16 protein-coding genes are annotated in these 15,805 nt (G+C 51.7%); 3 read left to right on the plus strand and 13 right to left on the minus strand.

Going from position 1 to position 15,805, the window contains the following annotated elements; genetic code table 11:
• Positions 1-178: 178 nt before the first annotated feature.
• The gene (tig, locus tag NQU17_08430; GenBank protein UUM10710.1) at positions 179-1,492 is read right to left on the minus strand and encodes a trigger factor; all 1,314 of its coding nucleotides are present in this window, start codon (positions 1,490-1,492) and stop codon (positions 179-181) included.
• Between the two features lie 469 nt (positions 1,493-1,961).
• Here tig and NQU17_08435 point away from each other — a divergent pair, with 469 nt between their 5' ends.
• Complete coding sequence (locus NQU17_08435; GenBank protein UUM10711.1) at positions 1,962-2,609, plus strand: MSCRAMM family adhesin SdrC; 648 nt, start codon at positions 1,962-1,964, stop codon at positions 2,607-2,609.
• A gap of 191 nt (positions 2,610-2,800) precedes the next feature.
• Here NQU17_08435 and NQU17_08440 read toward each other — a convergent pair whose 3' ends face one another.
• The 10 genes from NQU17_08440 to NQU17_08485 all read right to left on the minus strand — a co-directional run bounded on the left by NQU17_08440 (position 2,801) and on the right by NQU17_08485 (position 12,085).
• On the minus strand, positions 2,801-3,310 hold the full coding sequence (locus NQU17_08440) for a hypothetical protein (protein UUM10712.1): 510 nt from the start codon (positions 3,308-3,310) through the stop codon (positions 2,801-2,803).
• A gap of 22 nt (positions 3,311-3,332) precedes the next feature.
• Entirely contained in the window at positions 3,333-4,163 is an 831-nt protein-coding gene (locus NQU17_08445) for a GNAT family N-acetyltransferase (GenBank protein UUM10713.1), read from the minus strand.
• Positions 4,151-4,912, minus strand: a complete 762-nt coding sequence (locus NQU17_08450; GenBank protein ID UUM10714.1) for a sugar phosphate isomerase/epimerase — start codon at positions 4,910-4,912, stop codon at positions 4,151-4,153. Before NQU17_08450 ends, NQU17_08445 begins: the two co-directional genes overlap by 13 nt.
• Positions 4,913-4,950: 38 nt before the next feature.
• Complete coding sequence (locus NQU17_08455; protein UUM10715.1) at positions 4,951-5,736, minus strand: hypothetical protein; 786 nt, start codon at positions 5,734-5,736, stop codon at positions 4,951-4,953.
• Positions 5,737-5,875: 139 nt separating this feature from the next.
• Positions 5,876-7,024, minus strand: a complete 1,149-nt coding sequence (gene thiI / locus NQU17_08460) for a tRNA 4-thiouridine(8) synthase ThiI (protein ID UUM10716.1) — start codon at positions 7,022-7,024, stop codon at positions 5,876-5,878.
• Positions 7,021-8,157: a cysteine desulfurase gene (locus tag NQU17_08465; GenBank protein UUM10717.1), complete on the minus strand. Its 1,137-nt coding sequence runs from the start codon at positions 8,155-8,157 to the stop codon at positions 7,021-7,023. Before NQU17_08465 ends, thiI begins: the two co-directional genes overlap by 4 nt.
• Positions 8,154-9,311, minus strand: coding sequence for an alanyl-tRNA editing protein (locus NQU17_08470; protein ID UUM10718.1), 1,158 nt, complete (start codon positions 9,309-9,311; stop codon positions 8,154-8,156). The genes NQU17_08465 and NQU17_08470 overlap by 4 nt, the downstream gene beginning before the upstream one ends.
• Positions 9,312-9,505: 194 nt before the next feature.
• Entirely contained in the window at positions 9,506-10,309 is an 804-nt protein-coding gene (locus tag NQU17_08475; protein ID UUM10719.1) for a viroplasmin family protein, read from the minus strand.
• A 91-nt stretch (positions 10,310-10,400) separates the two neighbouring features.
• Complete coding sequence (locus NQU17_08480; GenBank protein ID UUM10720.1) at positions 10,401-11,486, minus strand: YkvA family protein; 1,086 nt, start codon at positions 11,484-11,486, stop codon at positions 10,401-10,403.
• Positions 11,487-11,494: 8 nt separating this feature from the next.
• Positions 11,495-12,085, minus strand: a complete 591-nt coding sequence (locus tag NQU17_08485) for a rhomboid family intramembrane serine protease (protein UUM10721.1) — start codon at positions 12,083-12,085, stop codon at positions 11,495-11,497.
• Positions 12,086-12,534: 449 nt separating this feature from the next.
• Here NQU17_08485 and NQU17_08490 point away from each other — a divergent pair, with 449 nt between their 5' ends.
• The gene (locus tag NQU17_08490; protein UUM10722.1) at positions 12,535-13,224 is read left to right on the plus strand and encodes a metal ABC transporter ATP-binding protein; all 690 of its coding nucleotides are present in this window, start codon (positions 12,535-12,537) and stop codon (positions 13,222-13,224) included.
• Entirely contained in the window at positions 13,211-13,987 is a 777-nt protein-coding gene (locus NQU17_08495) for a metal ABC transporter permease (GenBank protein UUM10723.1), read from the plus strand. Before NQU17_08490 ends, NQU17_08495 begins: the two co-directional genes overlap by 14 nt.
• Positions 13,988-14,131: 144 nt before the next feature.
• Here NQU17_08495 and NQU17_08500 read toward each other — a convergent pair whose 3' ends face one another.
• Positions 14,132-14,602, minus strand: coding sequence for a transcriptional repressor (locus tag NQU17_08500; protein UUM10724.1), 471 nt, complete (start codon positions 14,600-14,602; stop codon positions 14,132-14,134).
• Positions 14,603-14,986: 384 nt separating this feature from the next.
• Positions 14,987-15,532: a manganese efflux pump MntP family protein gene (locus NQU17_08505; GenBank protein UUM10725.1), complete on the minus strand. Its 546-nt coding sequence runs from the start codon at positions 15,530-15,532 to the stop codon at positions 14,987-14,989.
• Between the last annotated feature and the right edge of the window lie 273 nt (positions 15,533-15,805).

A 15,805-nucleotide genomic window follows, 5' to 3' on the forward strand; every position in this document is an offset into this window, starting at 1 on the left:
AAGCTATTTCTTGCCCTGTTCATCAATTTTATTTCAGACACGGCCCTCTGCTGATTCTGATTTTCCCGATGAGCGCATGAACCGGCCTGGTAATTCCTCACGATGGCCCGGAGGATGCGGCAAAAAAACTGCTGCAATCGGGATTCTCCAGATCACAGCAGCTGATTCCTATGAATGGTTAGTTATGGGCCATCGGGTCCTGGCCTTCGACGAATTTGACTTTGCTTACCAGCTCATCAAGTACTTTCTTGAGCTTGACATCGCGCTGTACGCCTTCCTTATTGGACTGAACCAGCGTTTCCGCGAATTTTTCATCCTGGTTGTAGGCTTTGGCATATTCCTTGGCTAACTCCAGAATCTCTTCCTCGGTAACTTCAAGAGCGGACTGATCCAGCATTTTTTCAATGACAAGTTCAGATTTTGCCCGTCTGACGGCATTGTCTCTCATCTGGTCGCGAGTAGCGGCTTCAGTTGAACCGGTGAGTTCAAAATAAGTCTCCAGTTTCATTCCCTGGTAGGACAGTCTCTGTTCCAGGTCCTTCAGCATCAGATCCAATTGACGTTCAACCAGCGCTTTGGGAACTTCCAGTTCTGTCTTTTCAACCAGGCTGTTCAGAGCTCCCTCACGGGCAGCTTCTTCCATGTGTCTGGTGTGGTCTTCCTTCATGCGGCGATGGATGTCGCCTCTGAGTTCCTCAACGGTTTCGAACTCGGATACTTCAGAAGCAAATTCATCATTCAGCTCCGGCAGTTCCTTGTACTTGACATCGTTGATCTTCACCTTGAAGGTGGCTTCCTTGCCATTGAGATGGTCTACACCATATTGTTCCGGGAAGGTGACTACTACATCCTTCTCATCGCCGACTTTCAGTCCTTCGAGCTGCTCTTCGAAGTTGCCGATGAAGCTGCCTGATCCCAGTTCAAGCTCATAGCCTTCGGATTTTCCTCCGTCAAAAGCTACTCCGTCAATGGATCCGTCGAAATCGAGATTTACGAAATCGCCCTTTTCAGCTGCCTGTCCCTCTTCCCGGGAAACAAGACGGGAACCTTCCCCGCGCATTCTTTCCAGTTCAGCATCTACATCCGCCTCAGAGAAGGGGTGGTTATGCTGTACCACTTCCAGTCCGTCTACTTCCGGCAGGGCGAATTCAGGAACAATTTCTACCACAGCGGTATACTTCATTCCCTCTTCTTCACTGCGGTCGGTAATGTCGATCTGCGGATAATCCACCGGATCGAGCTTGCTTTCCTGAATGATTTTGAAATAGGACTCATTCAGCGCAAAGTTATCGGCATCCTCAAAAAGAGCCTCAACACCGAACTTTCTCTTTACCATTTCGTAAGGTGCCTTGCCCTTGCGGAATCCCTGAATCTGGAAATATTCCCGATTCTTCTCAAAGGACTGCTTTAAGTGAGCCTGATATTCTTCCTTTGATACGGTCACATCAAATTTCAGCTTGTTGCTGGATACTTTTTCAATTTTATAATCCATTTTTTCCTCCTCACAGTCCTTCTGAAAGGACGTGTGTTACTCATGCTAAATCATGCCTAACAATTATACCATAAATATGATTTTACTGAACACGAAAAATCAACTGGAAAAATCATGAAACTCGGAATTATGAGATTTTCAAGTTAAGCATTCAATGAAGCTTCTCTGACGGCAGCACTTCCTCATCCATTGGGATTCCCTAAGGAATATCCCTGGGCAGAGTCCAGTCCTCCAAATCGGGCTTACAGCCATTGGACCATACGATCCTCCCACTGCCTGATTCCACCAATCCGCGATCAGTCGTCAGGGACTCCCTGCTGTGATTTTTGAAATCCCCTGACCGGTATTCTGAATGCCACATTTTTCCCTCATTTTCGCTTTAACTTTCCTGATACTTTTCCGAGTGAGAGTAGTAAATTAAAGATGAACCAAGGAACTCCAACCGAACGAATGAAAGGGGAAAAATCAAATGAAGAAAAATCTAATTACATTACTCACCGCAGTGGCTGTTACCGGATCACTATACTTTGCTCCCACAGTACTGGCCTCCAGCCCTGTTCAGAATCAGTCACAGGACCAGACACAGGTCCAAAGCCAGATTCAGTCTCCGGCAGAAACAACCGAAACGCCCGTCCTGGCCCGTGAGTCAGCACAGGTTCAAAATCGCTACGGCGCTGAAGCCGGCGGTTCCAACTTTGAAGATAAGGACCAGGACGGTGTCTGCGACAATCTGGGCGAAGGTACCCCCATCCGCAAACGCGATGGCAGCGGCAGCCAGTCCGGCAGCGGCACCAACTTTGAGGATGCCGACAAAGACGGCGTCTGTGACAATCTCGGCGACGGAACCCCAGACCGCAAAAGAGACGGATCCGGCAGCCAGTCCGGCAGCGGCACCAACTTTGAGGATGCCGACAAAGACGGCGTCTGTGACAATCTCGGGGACGGAACCCCTGACCGCAAAAGAGACGGATCCGGCAGCCAGTCCGGCAGCGGCACCAACTTTGAGGATGCCGACAAAGACGGCGTCTGTGACAATCTCGGCGACGGAACTCCTGACCGGAAAATGGACGGATCCGGCAACCCCGGCGGTTCCAAGGGCAAAGGCAGAGGAAAATAATTCCCCTGGCAGTGCAGTCTTCCCGTTCCGATTTCACCGGAACAGTGATCGGTTCCATGAAGTTCGATCCATGGCAGTCTGAGCAGGGTCATTCAAGGGACATGCAAGAAACTCCCGGTCATTGAGACCGGGAGTTTCTTTTCTGTCTTTCCAGAGATTCTCTGAAGCATTCAAACAATGAAATCATTGACTTATTTTTTCTGCCTGGTTTTTTCGCGCAGGCCTTCGACCAACTGCTCATTGGTAATCTCAAACTGATCCTGCTTCAGATTTTTCCGAATCAGTTCCATGGTTTTCTCGTAATCCTTCATGTCAAAGGTCATGACATTGGTCCAAAATTTCCCAACGCTGTGAAGTTCAAATTCCTGGCCATTCTTCCGCTTCACGATTTTTGCAAAGCGCAGAGCCCGCCAGGGCAATGCCAGAAAAATCCGGTTCATCGAAGCCAGTCCGTCCCGCGAGATTCCCGTTTTCGCGAAGGTCGCGTACATTAAGCCAGCAAGGAGGGCTCCGATCACATAATGAATGGGTTCGGAGGAACCAAACAGCGTGACCGCCCCCACCATCACAAGACTGATGATCAGGGAAGTTTTTTCGACCACTGTATTTTTAGCTTTTACCGTCAGATTCATCCGGCGATATATTTGGAGCGCAATCATCAGCCCAATGGCGATGGCAATTCCAATATTGAATTTATCCATGTTTCACCTCAACTAAATTTGATCAGGAATGGTACGTGGCGATCGCCAGTTCCTCCTGGAAAAAGTCTGTAAAGCCGGCTTCCCGGAATATCTTCTCCGCAGTGATGTTCTGCGGCCACAGGTACAGCGGCAAGCTGGATTCCCGCCGATGCATGTCAACGATGGTGCTGATCAGTTCACGGGCATAGCCCTGACCGCGCAGCTCTGCTGCGGTTTCCGCTGATGCCAGTCTGGCTACGCCGTGATCTCCGTAATAAATCGTAACCATGGAGACTGCCTTCCCCTGAAGATACCCGACCAGAACCCGATAGCGCCGGCCCATGATGTTTCGTTTGATTTCTTCCACGGCCTGGCCGTTCCCGTCGGGAATAAGAATGTCTTCGGCAACGCGCGGATCCCATTCGGTCAGCTCCCGAATTTGCAACTTGCCGGTGGGCTGAATTCGATTGGGGTTTTCCAGGAGCATGAATCGGGTCGGCGCAAAAAGCTGAATATCATAGCCTTTGATGCGAAACTCCGTGGCATGATCCATGAAGTAGCCTTTTGTAAAAGGCTGTCTGACTCTGGGTTGAATGCCCCGTTCGAGATAAAACTGGGTGATCGCATCCAGAGCCCCGGGCAAATCCTCGACCTGATCAGGAAAAATAATAGCATGGTTCAGATACGGGTTATCCGGATCCGACTGGTCGTGGTAAATGACGCCGAAAGGCTTTTCTTCAAAGTTTGAAATATATTTGGGATAATCCATTTCTGTCCGGAGGATCCGGTCCATCAGATCAGGATGGACCCGGTCCTCTTCCAGCGCTGGCGTTGCGCCAGCGCTGCCTGCATGTCTCTCTGTCATTTTTTCCATATTGCCTCCGCCGCGTCAGTCAGGATTCTGCTGCCTGCCATCAAATCGGCCTCATCCTTAAAATTTTGGCGGTACAGCTCAAGAATGCCGTTGCCCGCATAGCCCATCGCCTGAAGATGACGAAAAAAAGCAGTAAAGTCAAACGTCCCCCGGCCGGGCAAAAGACAATTGTCAGTTGCATTATGGTCATTGAGATGAACGTTGATCAAGTCCTCACCGAGAACCTCAAGAAAATCGTAGGGATTGACTCTGGCTCGAATGGACTGCTTGATATCAAAAGTATGCAGCATCCGCTGCTTCATCCGGGATTTCATCTCCATGAGAAATGCCGGATCCCCGGAGGCCAGATAGGCGACATTCTCCTGAGCCAGGCGAACCCCCGCTTCTCCCGCCAGTTCATAAAGCTCATCATAGCATCCGGCCAGATGATCGTAATATCTTGGATCCGCCATATTGCGCGGAACGCCGTGAAAGGTATAGATATCGCTTCCCAGCCCGCGGACACACCGGAGGGTATTCCGGAACAGCTTCAAAAAATCCTGGCGCCGGCGCGGCAGCAGATCAAACAGACAGGGCTCCATGATCATGCTCATGACATGAACCGAATTGACGGTCATGCCATTGCGGTCGCAGCGCTCCCTGAGCATGGCGATGAATCCTTCCTCCATTTCGGAATAGGTATTCAGGAAGATTTCCACCGAGTCGATGCCAAGCGCGCCGTAATGGTCAATCATGTCCTCTGTATTCATCTCCGGAAAATAATTTGCCGTTGAAAACCCTATTTTCATTATTCTACCTTCAGTTCCGGCGTCACCAGCTTCGTTACGGCATCCAGTCGAACCCGGTAACCGTCTTGTGTCCGTTCCATCAGTTCCAAATCCTCCGCCCGGGTTCCGCTGACAAGCTGAAACTTCTTATCCTTCAAATCGTAAGACCAGACATAAAAAGGCTTCAGTGCCAGAGCGACCTGAGATTCAAACAAAATGAGGTCATTTGTCAGAAATCTGGCATTGCGCATCCAGACAAATCCATCTTTTTGAATATAATCCGTTCGCTTCAGCTGCCCCTTTTGGGAGTGACGGTAGGTATTGAACGAGTGATCCTCAGCCGCCAGATCCTGACCATAGAGGGTCAGGGTCTGGGTTGAGGTTTCATTGAGCAAGAGCCTGCTCTGATCAGGGGACAGATCAAAGGAGAAGCTTCCGGCCGGTCCGGCAGCGCCCAGATACCGGATCCCCTGTTCCGTCTTTTCATAACGAATCGCAATAACGGACCCGTCCGACAGCGGATGATCCGCGGTCAGCGGCTGTGGTTTTGTTTGCGCACTCGTGAGCGGCGGTGCCGTTTGAGCAGGCGTCGTCGCGGGTTTGGTCCCGGCCGTGGTGGTTGTCTGCGCCGTCTGGGGAAACTTGCCGCCGGCTGCCTGAAACTCTTTGACCTTCCCGTCCAGATAGGGCAGGAAGAACAGCAGGAATAAAGCCAGTGAGGCTAGAAACAGCCAAAGATTTCGCCGCAGTCGGTGCTTTTTCTTCGCTTTATTGTACCGATCGGAATAGATACTTGGCTTTTTCAAGCTGACTCACCGCTTTCCCGCATCAGAAGCCGCGACTCTGAAGGAATCACCGGACCGGTGCTGTCGTTCTGATACAGCTTTGTTCCTGATGCCACAGACCTGACTTCGAGCCGGATGCGCAGCCTCTCCTTGCAAGTCATCACAGGTCGATCACCTCCGCCTGATCCAGAGTGGTCCGGACCAGTGCTTCGATATCCAGAACAGCCTCGTGAGCCTCAATTTCAGCCAGTCTGGGCTTGGTTTTCGGATGCTTGGGAACAAAGATCGTGCAGCAGTCTTCATAGGGCAAAATGGAGGTTTCATAAGTGCCGATGGAGTGCGCTATATCCATGATGTCAGTCTTATCCATGGCTACCAGGGGACGGAATACCGGGCGATCCGCAACAGCATCCGAAACCACCAGGGATTCCATGGTCTGACTGGCCACCTGTCCCACCGATTCCCCGGTGGTAACGGAGTGGATCTTATACTTGGCGGCTGCGGCACAGGCCAGACGCATCATGAACCGCCGCATAATGATCGTCAGTTCGTCCTCGGGGCATTTTTCAATGATTTCCATCTGAATCTGGGTGAACGATGGAATAATAAGACGGAACTTCCCGGTGGACGCTTTGAGAATGGAGGCCAGTTCCTTGACTTTGTCCTTGGCCCGCTCTGAGGTGTAGGGATGGCTGTGATAGTAGATGCCTGTCACCTGAACGCCGCGTCGAGCCATGAGATAACCCGCGACAGGCGAATCGATGCCGCCGGAGAGCATCAGCATGGTGGATCCGTTGGATCCATAGGGCATGCCCTTGGCTCCTTCCAGTTTCTTTTTATAGATATAGGCCTTGCTGCGGATTTCCACTTTCAGGGTAACCTGGGGATCCCGGACATCCACGGAATAGCCTTCCGTGCTGTTCAGCAGGATCCCTCCCAGTTCCCGGGAGATTTCCATGGAATTCAATGGAAATTTCTTATTGGCCCGGTTGGTGACCACCTTGAAGGTGGTTCCCTTGGGATAGCTCGTCAGAATCTGGATCAGGTGGTCCCCGATCCGATCCAGATTCGCATCGGTTTCCTCGACCAGATCAACCTCCATGACGCCAAATACTTTCGCGACCTTTTGCGCGACCCGTTCGCCGGCTTCAGTTTCGATGAACCAGCGCAGCTGGTCCCGTATCAGTTTATAGTCCTCGCCGTCGAGGACCCCGCGAATATTGGCCATCAGGCGGTCTTCAAAAATTTTCCGGTTCAGCCCCTTGAGAAAAATCTCGGGTGCGTATTTGATTAAAATTCGTTCACTCAACTTTTTATCCTTCCGGCGAAGGCCAGGGCATATTGAAACCCTGCCTTGGCCTCTTCAATTTCAGCCATGGTATTGGTATCGGAAAAACAGATCCGGATGGATCCCTTAATTGCTTCCTTGTCCAGCTTCAGAGCTGTCAGGACATGGGAATCCTTTAAATTCTTGGATGAGCAGGCCGAGCCGGTCGATACGCAGATCCCCTTCTCCTCCAGCAGGCGCAGCAGGATTTCAGCGCGGATGCCCCGGAATGAGACATTGAGGATGTAGGGCGAGAATCCCTCCTCATCGCCGTTGAGCTGGAACCGGTCGGCGGGATCTTCTTCCCGGAAGAATCCGAGTAAAGAGGTCTTCAGCGCTTCCACCTGCCGGCGGTTTTCCTCCAGGTGAGGCAGAATCAGGTCGCAGGCCTTGCCAAAACCCGCAATGTAGGGAACATTATGAGTTCCGGCCCGCTGGCCATCCTCCTGACCGCCGCCATGAATAAGACTGGTCAGGCGAAGTCCCTTGCGCACATAAAGCATGCCGATCCCCTTGGGACCATGGGCCTTATGGGCCGAAGCCGTGGCGTAGTCCAGATTCATTGCGCGCACGTCCAGCGGAAATTTCAGAAAGCTTTGCACCAGGTCCGCGTGGAATCGCGCCCGGCTGCCTGACTCTTGGATGATCTGGCCGATCCGGGCCAGATCATTGACTGCTCCGATCTCATTGTTGACGTGCATGATGCTGACCAGCGAGGTGTCACGGGTCAGATTTTGGCGCAGATCCTCCAGATCAATCCGGCCCTGACCGTCCACGGGCAGCCAGGTCACCCTGGTTCCGGATTCAGCCATGGCCCGCAGTGTATTGCGCACGCTGGGATGCTCGATCTCCGTGGTAATGATATGGCCGCCTGCAAAGTGCTTCAGAACCTGATTGTTTCCTTCTGAGGCGCAGGAGGTGAACAGAATCTCACCGGGCTGAGCACCGATGACCCGGGCTACGGAAGCGCGGGCCGAGGTCATGATGTCCTGGGCCTGTCGGCCCAGGGCATGAAGAGACGACGGATTTCCGAATTCTTCATCCAGCACCCGTTTAATTTCAGCGGCCACTTCCGGATAAACCGGGGTTGTCGCGCAGTTATCAAGATATATCATACTGATTCCTCCAACAGCGCCTTCAGCTTTCGGCCAAAGGTCAGTAATTCTTCCTTTGTATCGGCAATTCCCTGAAAGGAATGCGGTCCGCCGCCCCCTCTGACTCCGGGAATCTTATGAGACCGGAACAGTGCTCCGGCGGCCAGACCGTCGCGGTACAGGCTGCCATAAATCCTCAGCTGCCGCATATCCAGCAGGATCGCGTCCTTTTCCTGGCGGCCCAGTTCGGAAGCCAGAATTCGGATCAGTTCTTCTTCCTCATCCAGCTCCTGGTATACCAGAGCTTCATTGTACTCGTTCAGCTGCAGCATTTGCCGGGCCAGCTTGGTCCTCAGTTCCGTGATGGTTCTGGCGTCTTCCTGGGTCTGCTCCAGGAGCAGACGCACGCGGAACGGGATTTCCGATTCGTGAATTTCCAGCTGTTCCTTCGCGTCCTGAACGATGCGGACAGCTTCCAGGGCAAAATCCAATGCCCGCTTCCCAAACTGGAAGTAAACGCGCGACCCGGACTTGTGCTTCTCCACTTTCCGGATAAAAAAGAAAAGCAGATCCGACGTGGAGTCGACATGAGTTCCGCAGCAGGCACTGACATCCAGATCTCCGATTCGGATCACCTGGACATCTTCCTGAAGATCCACTGCTTTGCGCAGACCGAGCCGATCAAGCTGATCCGCTGATTCAATGAAGAAGGTCACCGGAATCCCTTCCAGAATGGCTGAGTTGACCTGATGCGCCACATCTTCCAGAATATCCTCCGCGACGGGACAGTCGGTGTCAATGGTAGCCGTCTCCTGGCCAATGTGGAACCCTACAGTCTGCAGCTGATGATCGCGCAGCAGAATCGCTGACAGAAGATGCTGGCCGGTATGCTGACGTGACATTTCCAGACGATGTTCTCCATCAATCTCGACTTTGACTCGCATGCCCACAAACAATTCGGAAGGATCCGTGACTTCATGCCAGATCCGGCCGTCAATCTCATGCAGCGACAGCACCTTATGCCCTTGAATCGTTCCCTGATCGGAGGGCTGACCGCCCCCTTCCACAAAAAACTCCGTCCGATCCAGTACGAGGTAATGCCGCCCCGCTTCCTGATGGATCTGCGTGATCAGAGTATAGTATTCCATTTCTGCATGGTTGTTCTTAAAACTCATGGCCGCCTCCTGTGCTGGATTATCGGACTTGCCCCTCTGCCGCCTGAAACCGGAAGAGGACATCCTGCCTGACAATAGTATATCAAAACCATCCGGCACTGACATTTTCCAGTGGCAGATGTCCTGCTGCCGGAGGTTCTTCAGCCTTTGGTTCACGCTTCGTTTGTTTCCTGGATGGGGACAGATTTCCTAGCTCAGTCCTTATTTCTGGCAGATTCATTCAGAACCGCCTGTTTGGCCAGTTCATCCGCCAGATCATTCATGGCGTCTCCGGAATGGCCCTTCACCTTTCGAAACGTCAGACTCAGCCGGGGACGAACCGATCGAACAAATTCATGATAGCCCCTGGTCAGATCATTGTTCCGTTTCCAGGTTCCGATGGCCCAGCTTTCGATGCCCTGATAGTCAAAATGCAGGACCAGTGAGCGGGCACCTGCGGCCATGGCATACTGCATTGCCTTGATCGCTCCCAGCACCTCTCCGGCCACATTGCGCATAGCAACATATTCAGGCCGGGAGCCGGTCCCTGAAAGGGTTTTAATGACCCGGTCTCCGGCAAGGATGACCACGCCATAGCCATAGACGCTGTGTCCCTGCCGGAAGGAACCATCCACATAAGCGACCAGATGATCCGCCTGGGGAGCTGCCCCGGACTCTGAAGCGGTTATTTCTGGTTCTCCTGGGAATGGCTCCGCCTGTCCGGAGAGGCTGTCAGCTCCGGTCAGGCCTTCCGGTGAGCCTTCGTTCTCCCGGGCACCGGCCTGGCTGAATCGGGTCTGTTCCGACTCGGCCCGGACTGACGCATGCTCGGGGAACACCTGGATCTGATCGGCGGGAATACCCAATTCCTTCAGAAAGTGTGCTGCCAGGTCCCGGCTCGGGAATGATTTAAATTTCACGCCGGAAATTCCCCGGACATTCTGCTCCGTCTGACCCCAGTCGGTATAAATGCCGGATCCCTCCCGGCCCTTGGCCACTGCATAGTATTTTTTCGCCATATAACCTCTTCCATGGAAAAGGCACCCTGTCAGCGGATGCCTTGTCGGTTCACTTTACATTCTATTATACATGAATTTTTTCCGGTTTGATTCAGATCTCCACAGAAGTGGGAACCACCGGATTCTTGAAGTAAAAATCATCATCCTGGTATGCACCGAACTTTTCATCCAGTTTTTCGTCCACCAGATCATAGACCCGCTCAATGTTGGATGATCCGGTCATGCCCATGATTTTTCCGATGTTGTCCTTCACAAACTTCAATGTTTTCAGATCTCCGGACCAATGCTCCACGACAATGGGCAGCGGAATTCGATTCGTCAGATGATTCACGCCGAATACGAACAGCGCCAGATCATCAATGGCTCCTAAAACCGGGAACTTGTCCGGTATGATGTCAATGGGAGACAGGAAGTAGCCCAGACTCAGACCGATGATCCATTTATCCTTAGCCAGAACGCGCCGGTCTCTCATGACCCGGTAGCCCAGAACCAGAAGGTCCGGCAGGGCGGCAATATATTCGTAGTGTTTCTTATAATCCAGCGGCACCCGTTTGTAAAGATCACGGCGAAGCCTTGAATACTCATCCTCAGCCGGTTCGATGCTAGCCAGATTAATGTTGAAATTCTCCATTTGTCTGGCTTCAACGACAGCCTGATTAACCGCTTCCACTTCGGCAGCTGCCGCAGCCGCTTCCTGGGCGGCTTTGTCTGCCTGCATGGCCTTGACATCGGCCTGGATGCCGGACACCTTAACCGCCAGCAGTCCATTCTCCATGATGATGTTGTCAATCATGACATGAACGTGGGGCACTTTCTGAAGTGCGTCATCCACATCCACCTGAATGTGACCGTCCTGATAGGTGATGCCAAGATCCTTGGCCTTCTTCATGGCAAAGGCCAGAGCCGCTGAGAGCACTGCATTCGGAATGCCCAGCCTGAGAACCTTGATCTTCTCAATCCGGATCCGGATTACATTATTGGCAACTGATGCCACATGCACACTGGCAAAGAATGGGATGTCGATAATTTTATGGTAATTGGCCGTTACTTCGATGGAGTTGTTTTTAAACTCCACGTTGTTGACTGTCAGCCCTTCGACCTGGACAAACTCCCGGATATTCTCCATCAGATCGGTCTCTGACATCGTAGTTGTGACTGATGTTACTTTTGCGCTCATGTTACGATTTACCTCCTGCCCGGTTTAATGAATAGTGATAAGAGGAAGCCGGCGGCCAGGCCACCCAGGTGACCATAGTTGTCGATCCCCGAACCCGGCTGGAAACCCCAGGCCAGGTTGATGCCGGCAATCACCAGCAAGTTCAGCAGGGCACCACTGCGGAACATTTCCCGATTTTTCCAAACATAGCCGATCAGTGCGCCCAGCAGGCCGAAGATGGCCCCGGAAGCGCCGATGCTGACGGTGTCTTCATGCATCAGATGGGAGAGCAGTGAACCGCCCAGCCCTGATACCATATACAAAATAAAATACTTCCACTTTGGCAGCATCCGTTCGAGATTGGACCCCAATGCCCACAGCGAATACATATTGAACGCCAAATGCTGAATATCGCCATGCAGAAACATGGCCGTTACCAGGCGATAATACTCTCCTGCTTCCACCAGCGGCTTATAATTGCCCCCGAGGTATACCAGAACCAGCGGATGGATGTTCGTTGACTCCGACAACCAGGCTGAATAGAGGAATGCCGCCAGATTGATGATAATCAGACCCACGGTGATTCCGATCCCCCGGGATCTGTTCTTCCATTGATTCATTCCGTTTTGCTTATCTCCTCGATCGGGATCCTAAGACGTCTCCCTTTACCTACTATATTAAAGGAATCCGTCGGGTAAATACAGGGAAAGGCCTGATATTTCGGATATTCGTTACATAAAATTCAATATCTCCGAACTACCTGCTACCTCTTTGGTCCTGTTTCTCCCTGAAAGTGCTTCACCCAAGGAAAGTCCTTGAACGTGCTCGGTCCCACCTGTTCCCTCATTTTCGAGTCGAGATGATGCAAATCATTTGCATTTTAAAGGCTGTATGTCCTATAATTTTTTTGAATAGAGTCCTTGGAAGCGAACAGATCATTCATAAGCTCAGAACACCCGGACTGCGGATTCCTGCCGGAAATGAGCCTGATCCTGCCACCGTGCTTTATACCTGAACAAACTTTGAAAAAAGCGGTTGACTGCAGTCATTCCGCATTGAAGGGAAATCCATGGAAATCCGAAATCTTGAATTCAACTATGAACCGGGATCACCGGTTCTGATCCATGATCTGAACCTGACCATTGCACCCGGAGTATTCCTGACTGTCCTGGGCGAAAACGGGTCTGCCAAGTCAACCCTGATCAAGCTGATGCTGGGTCTGCTCAAACCCGTCAAGGGAGAGATCCGCCGGACCTTATCCAAAATTGGTTACGTGCCGCAAAAGAAAGACAAGTTTAATATGCGCTTTCCCATTACTGTGCGCGAAATGCTCGCGATCCACATGGCCAGGGGTTGCCAGGGTTCCCCGGAAACGTATCTGGCCATGGTAGAAATGGAGGATCAGGCGGAAGCACTGTTCGGAGAGCTCTCCGGGGGTCAGCAGCAGCGGGTTCTGATCGCCCGGGCAATTTCTGCCTGTCCGGATCTTTTGATTCTGGATGAGCCGCTGACCGGTATTGACAGTCACTCCCGCGAAGTCATCCGCCATTTGCTCCTGAAACTGAATCAGGAAGGCCTGACGATTGTCTCCATTGAACATGATGTAGCATTTGCCCTGCATCACTCGACTCATATTCTGACCATGAAGGAAAACCAGGTCCGATGGTTTACCGTTGAGGAGTATAAAAACCAAATCGGCCACGATGACCGGGACAATTTTTTACATCACCTGGAGGAACATTCCCATGCTGCAATATGATTTCATGAGAAACGCCCTGGCGGCCGGATTCCTGATCGCCCTGCTCTGTCCGGTGATCGGTTCCTTCCTCGTACTCAAACGGTTTTCCATGATGGGCGACACCTTGTCCCATTCCGCTTTCGCCGGCGTCGCACTGGGTGCGTTCTTCGGGTTGAATCCCTCCGTCGCCTCTTTGATCTACACGCTGCTGGCAGCGCTATTGATTGAGTACCTGCGCAACCGGTTTAAAAGTTACGAAGAGGTCGTGATGTCCATTGTCATGACGTTCAATGTCGGCCTGGCCATTATCCTGGCTTCACGCGGGAGCAGCGCCAATATTGAATCGTTCCTTTTTGGTTCAATCCTCACAGTAGAACCCTCTGATCTTTTCCTGATCGCAGCAGTCACGCTGATCAGCCTGATCTTTATCCGAATCTTCTATTCGCAGCTGCTCTATATCACCTTTGATGAAGAAGGCGCGGAGATCTCGAAAATCCCGGTTGTGTCCCTGAATTACCTGTTCATGGCACTGACCGGAGCTACTGTCGGAGTCTCCATCCGGATTACCGGTCTCCTGGTGATTTCATCCATTCTGGTTCTGCCGGTGGCGGCAGCCTTGAATCTGAGAGCGGGCTTCCGCAAGACTCTGCTTTGGGCTGTTGGCTTTGGTCTGATCGCCGTCCTGTCCGGCCTGGTCCTCTCCTATTATCTGGATTCAGCCCCGGGGGGAACCATCGCCATCATGAGTGTCGCCGTCCTGTTATGTTCGTTCTTCCTTCGCTGAAAAACCGCATAACATTGCTCTTCACCGAGCCTAGGGCAATGCGTTGATCCTCTGTAAAACCAATGAAGAACCGCGTCGGATCCACAACAGTGATCCGACGCGGTTCTTCATTTAAGGATCCCGGCCTTCGCATGGGGAGTCCTGTTACTTTTGTTTTCTGCCGGAGGCTGAACCTTCCTTGTCCCCCTCAGAAGCTGTTTTCTCCAGCCGCTGGGAGCATTCTGCACAGATTCCCTTCAGTTCCAGCCGGTGTTCCATAATCGAGAATCCGGTTTCCCGGTTAATCAGCTCCTCGATCTTCACCATGGGACAGTCCAGATCCACCGTCTTATGACAGATTTCACAGGTCAGGCTGTGCATATGGTGATCCCGCTTCAGCACATAGTTATACTTCTTTTCTCCCAGGTCAAATTTATCAAGGACACTGATACTCTCCAGAAGCTCCAGCGTCCGATAGACGGTCGAGAGGTTGATGTACAGCTCACGATTTTCGGCTTCATCCCGGATGGACTCGGCATCCAGTCCATGATCGGACTGAGCAAGGATTTCCAGAATGGCTTCTCTGGGCTTTGTGATTTTCAGACCGTGTTTTTTGAGCAATTCCTGAACGTTCATCGATCTTTAGGCAAGGTTCCTCTCTTCCGATTACTGCGGGAAGAATAGTCTCTCATTGGTTACGAATGAATCGGTCCCCTTGCCGTTCTCCTTTCTATCATTATACCGGTCAGTGCAAATAATCAACTCATAGAAAACATAAAAAATGCATGGCAGAGTGAGTGACAAACAAAGCATGGGGAGATCGGAATACATTAAATGATTCCGAATGCAGCAATGCAGTGACTTTAATATCATCGGCTGTCCCATCCGAAACATCAGGGACGCCGCCGGTAGTCGAAGAAAGCAGTACTAAGGTACATGGGACCGGTTCCCAGACGGAAACAACCATGTCCCTCTTGACTTCTATTTGTAATTATAGCAGATTTTCCAATGGTTCCCGTCTTAGAGAAAAGCCATTCTCAAACCGAACACCAGCAGAATGGCTCCTCCAATGAAATCGGCGTATTTTGTTACGAGAGGGGCAGACTGAAGACGCTTGCTCAGCACGAATGCCAGGCTGACCAGAATCAGGGTGACAACTCCGATCAGGAGTCCATCCTGCAAAATGTACTCTCCTCTGGAGTACAACGCCGTAATGCCGACAATCATGGCGTCAATCGATACCGATACCCCGAGGACAATCTCCATGCCCGGCTTGATCAGAATGCATTCCTCTTTCTGCTGTGCACCCTCCCGGATCATCATAATGCCGACACCCAGTATTACCAATCCTCCGATCAATGTCGGCACAGCGGCAATCTCCTGATTGATGAGCCGTCCCAAAGCAGCGCCTATAAAGGCAAAGGCAAACTGGAAGAACGCAAAGGACAACGCAAACCGCACTTTCTTCAGTCGATCCACCTGACAATTGATACCAATGGACAGCGCGACCCCACAAGCATCCATCGCCAGGGCTACCCCGATCAGCAGCACATTCCAACTATTCATTTGATTTCCCCCAATCGATCAAGAAGAAGCTGCAGCCAGCCTGTTTTTCTATCCAGCTATCAATTATAACAAGATCTGCCGAAAGAAAAAAGGGCTTCGCCAAGACTCCGGACATAGCACTCCCCCTCCTAGAATAATGTTGTAGTAGTTAATAGGTTTTTCGTAACTGTAATTAACTGCCATAATATAAGCATGCAGAGTGAGTGTCGCCGGCTCCCACCTTGAGGTTCTTCCTCGTTTATGAGAGTGGCGCCTCACCTCTTGCGGCAGTTC

This window comes from Clostridiaceae bacterium HFYG-1003 (assembly GCA_024579835.1).
In the GTDB taxonomy this organism is placed as follows: domain Bacteria; phylum Bacillota; class Clostridia; order Clostridiales; family Clostridiaceae; genus JG1575.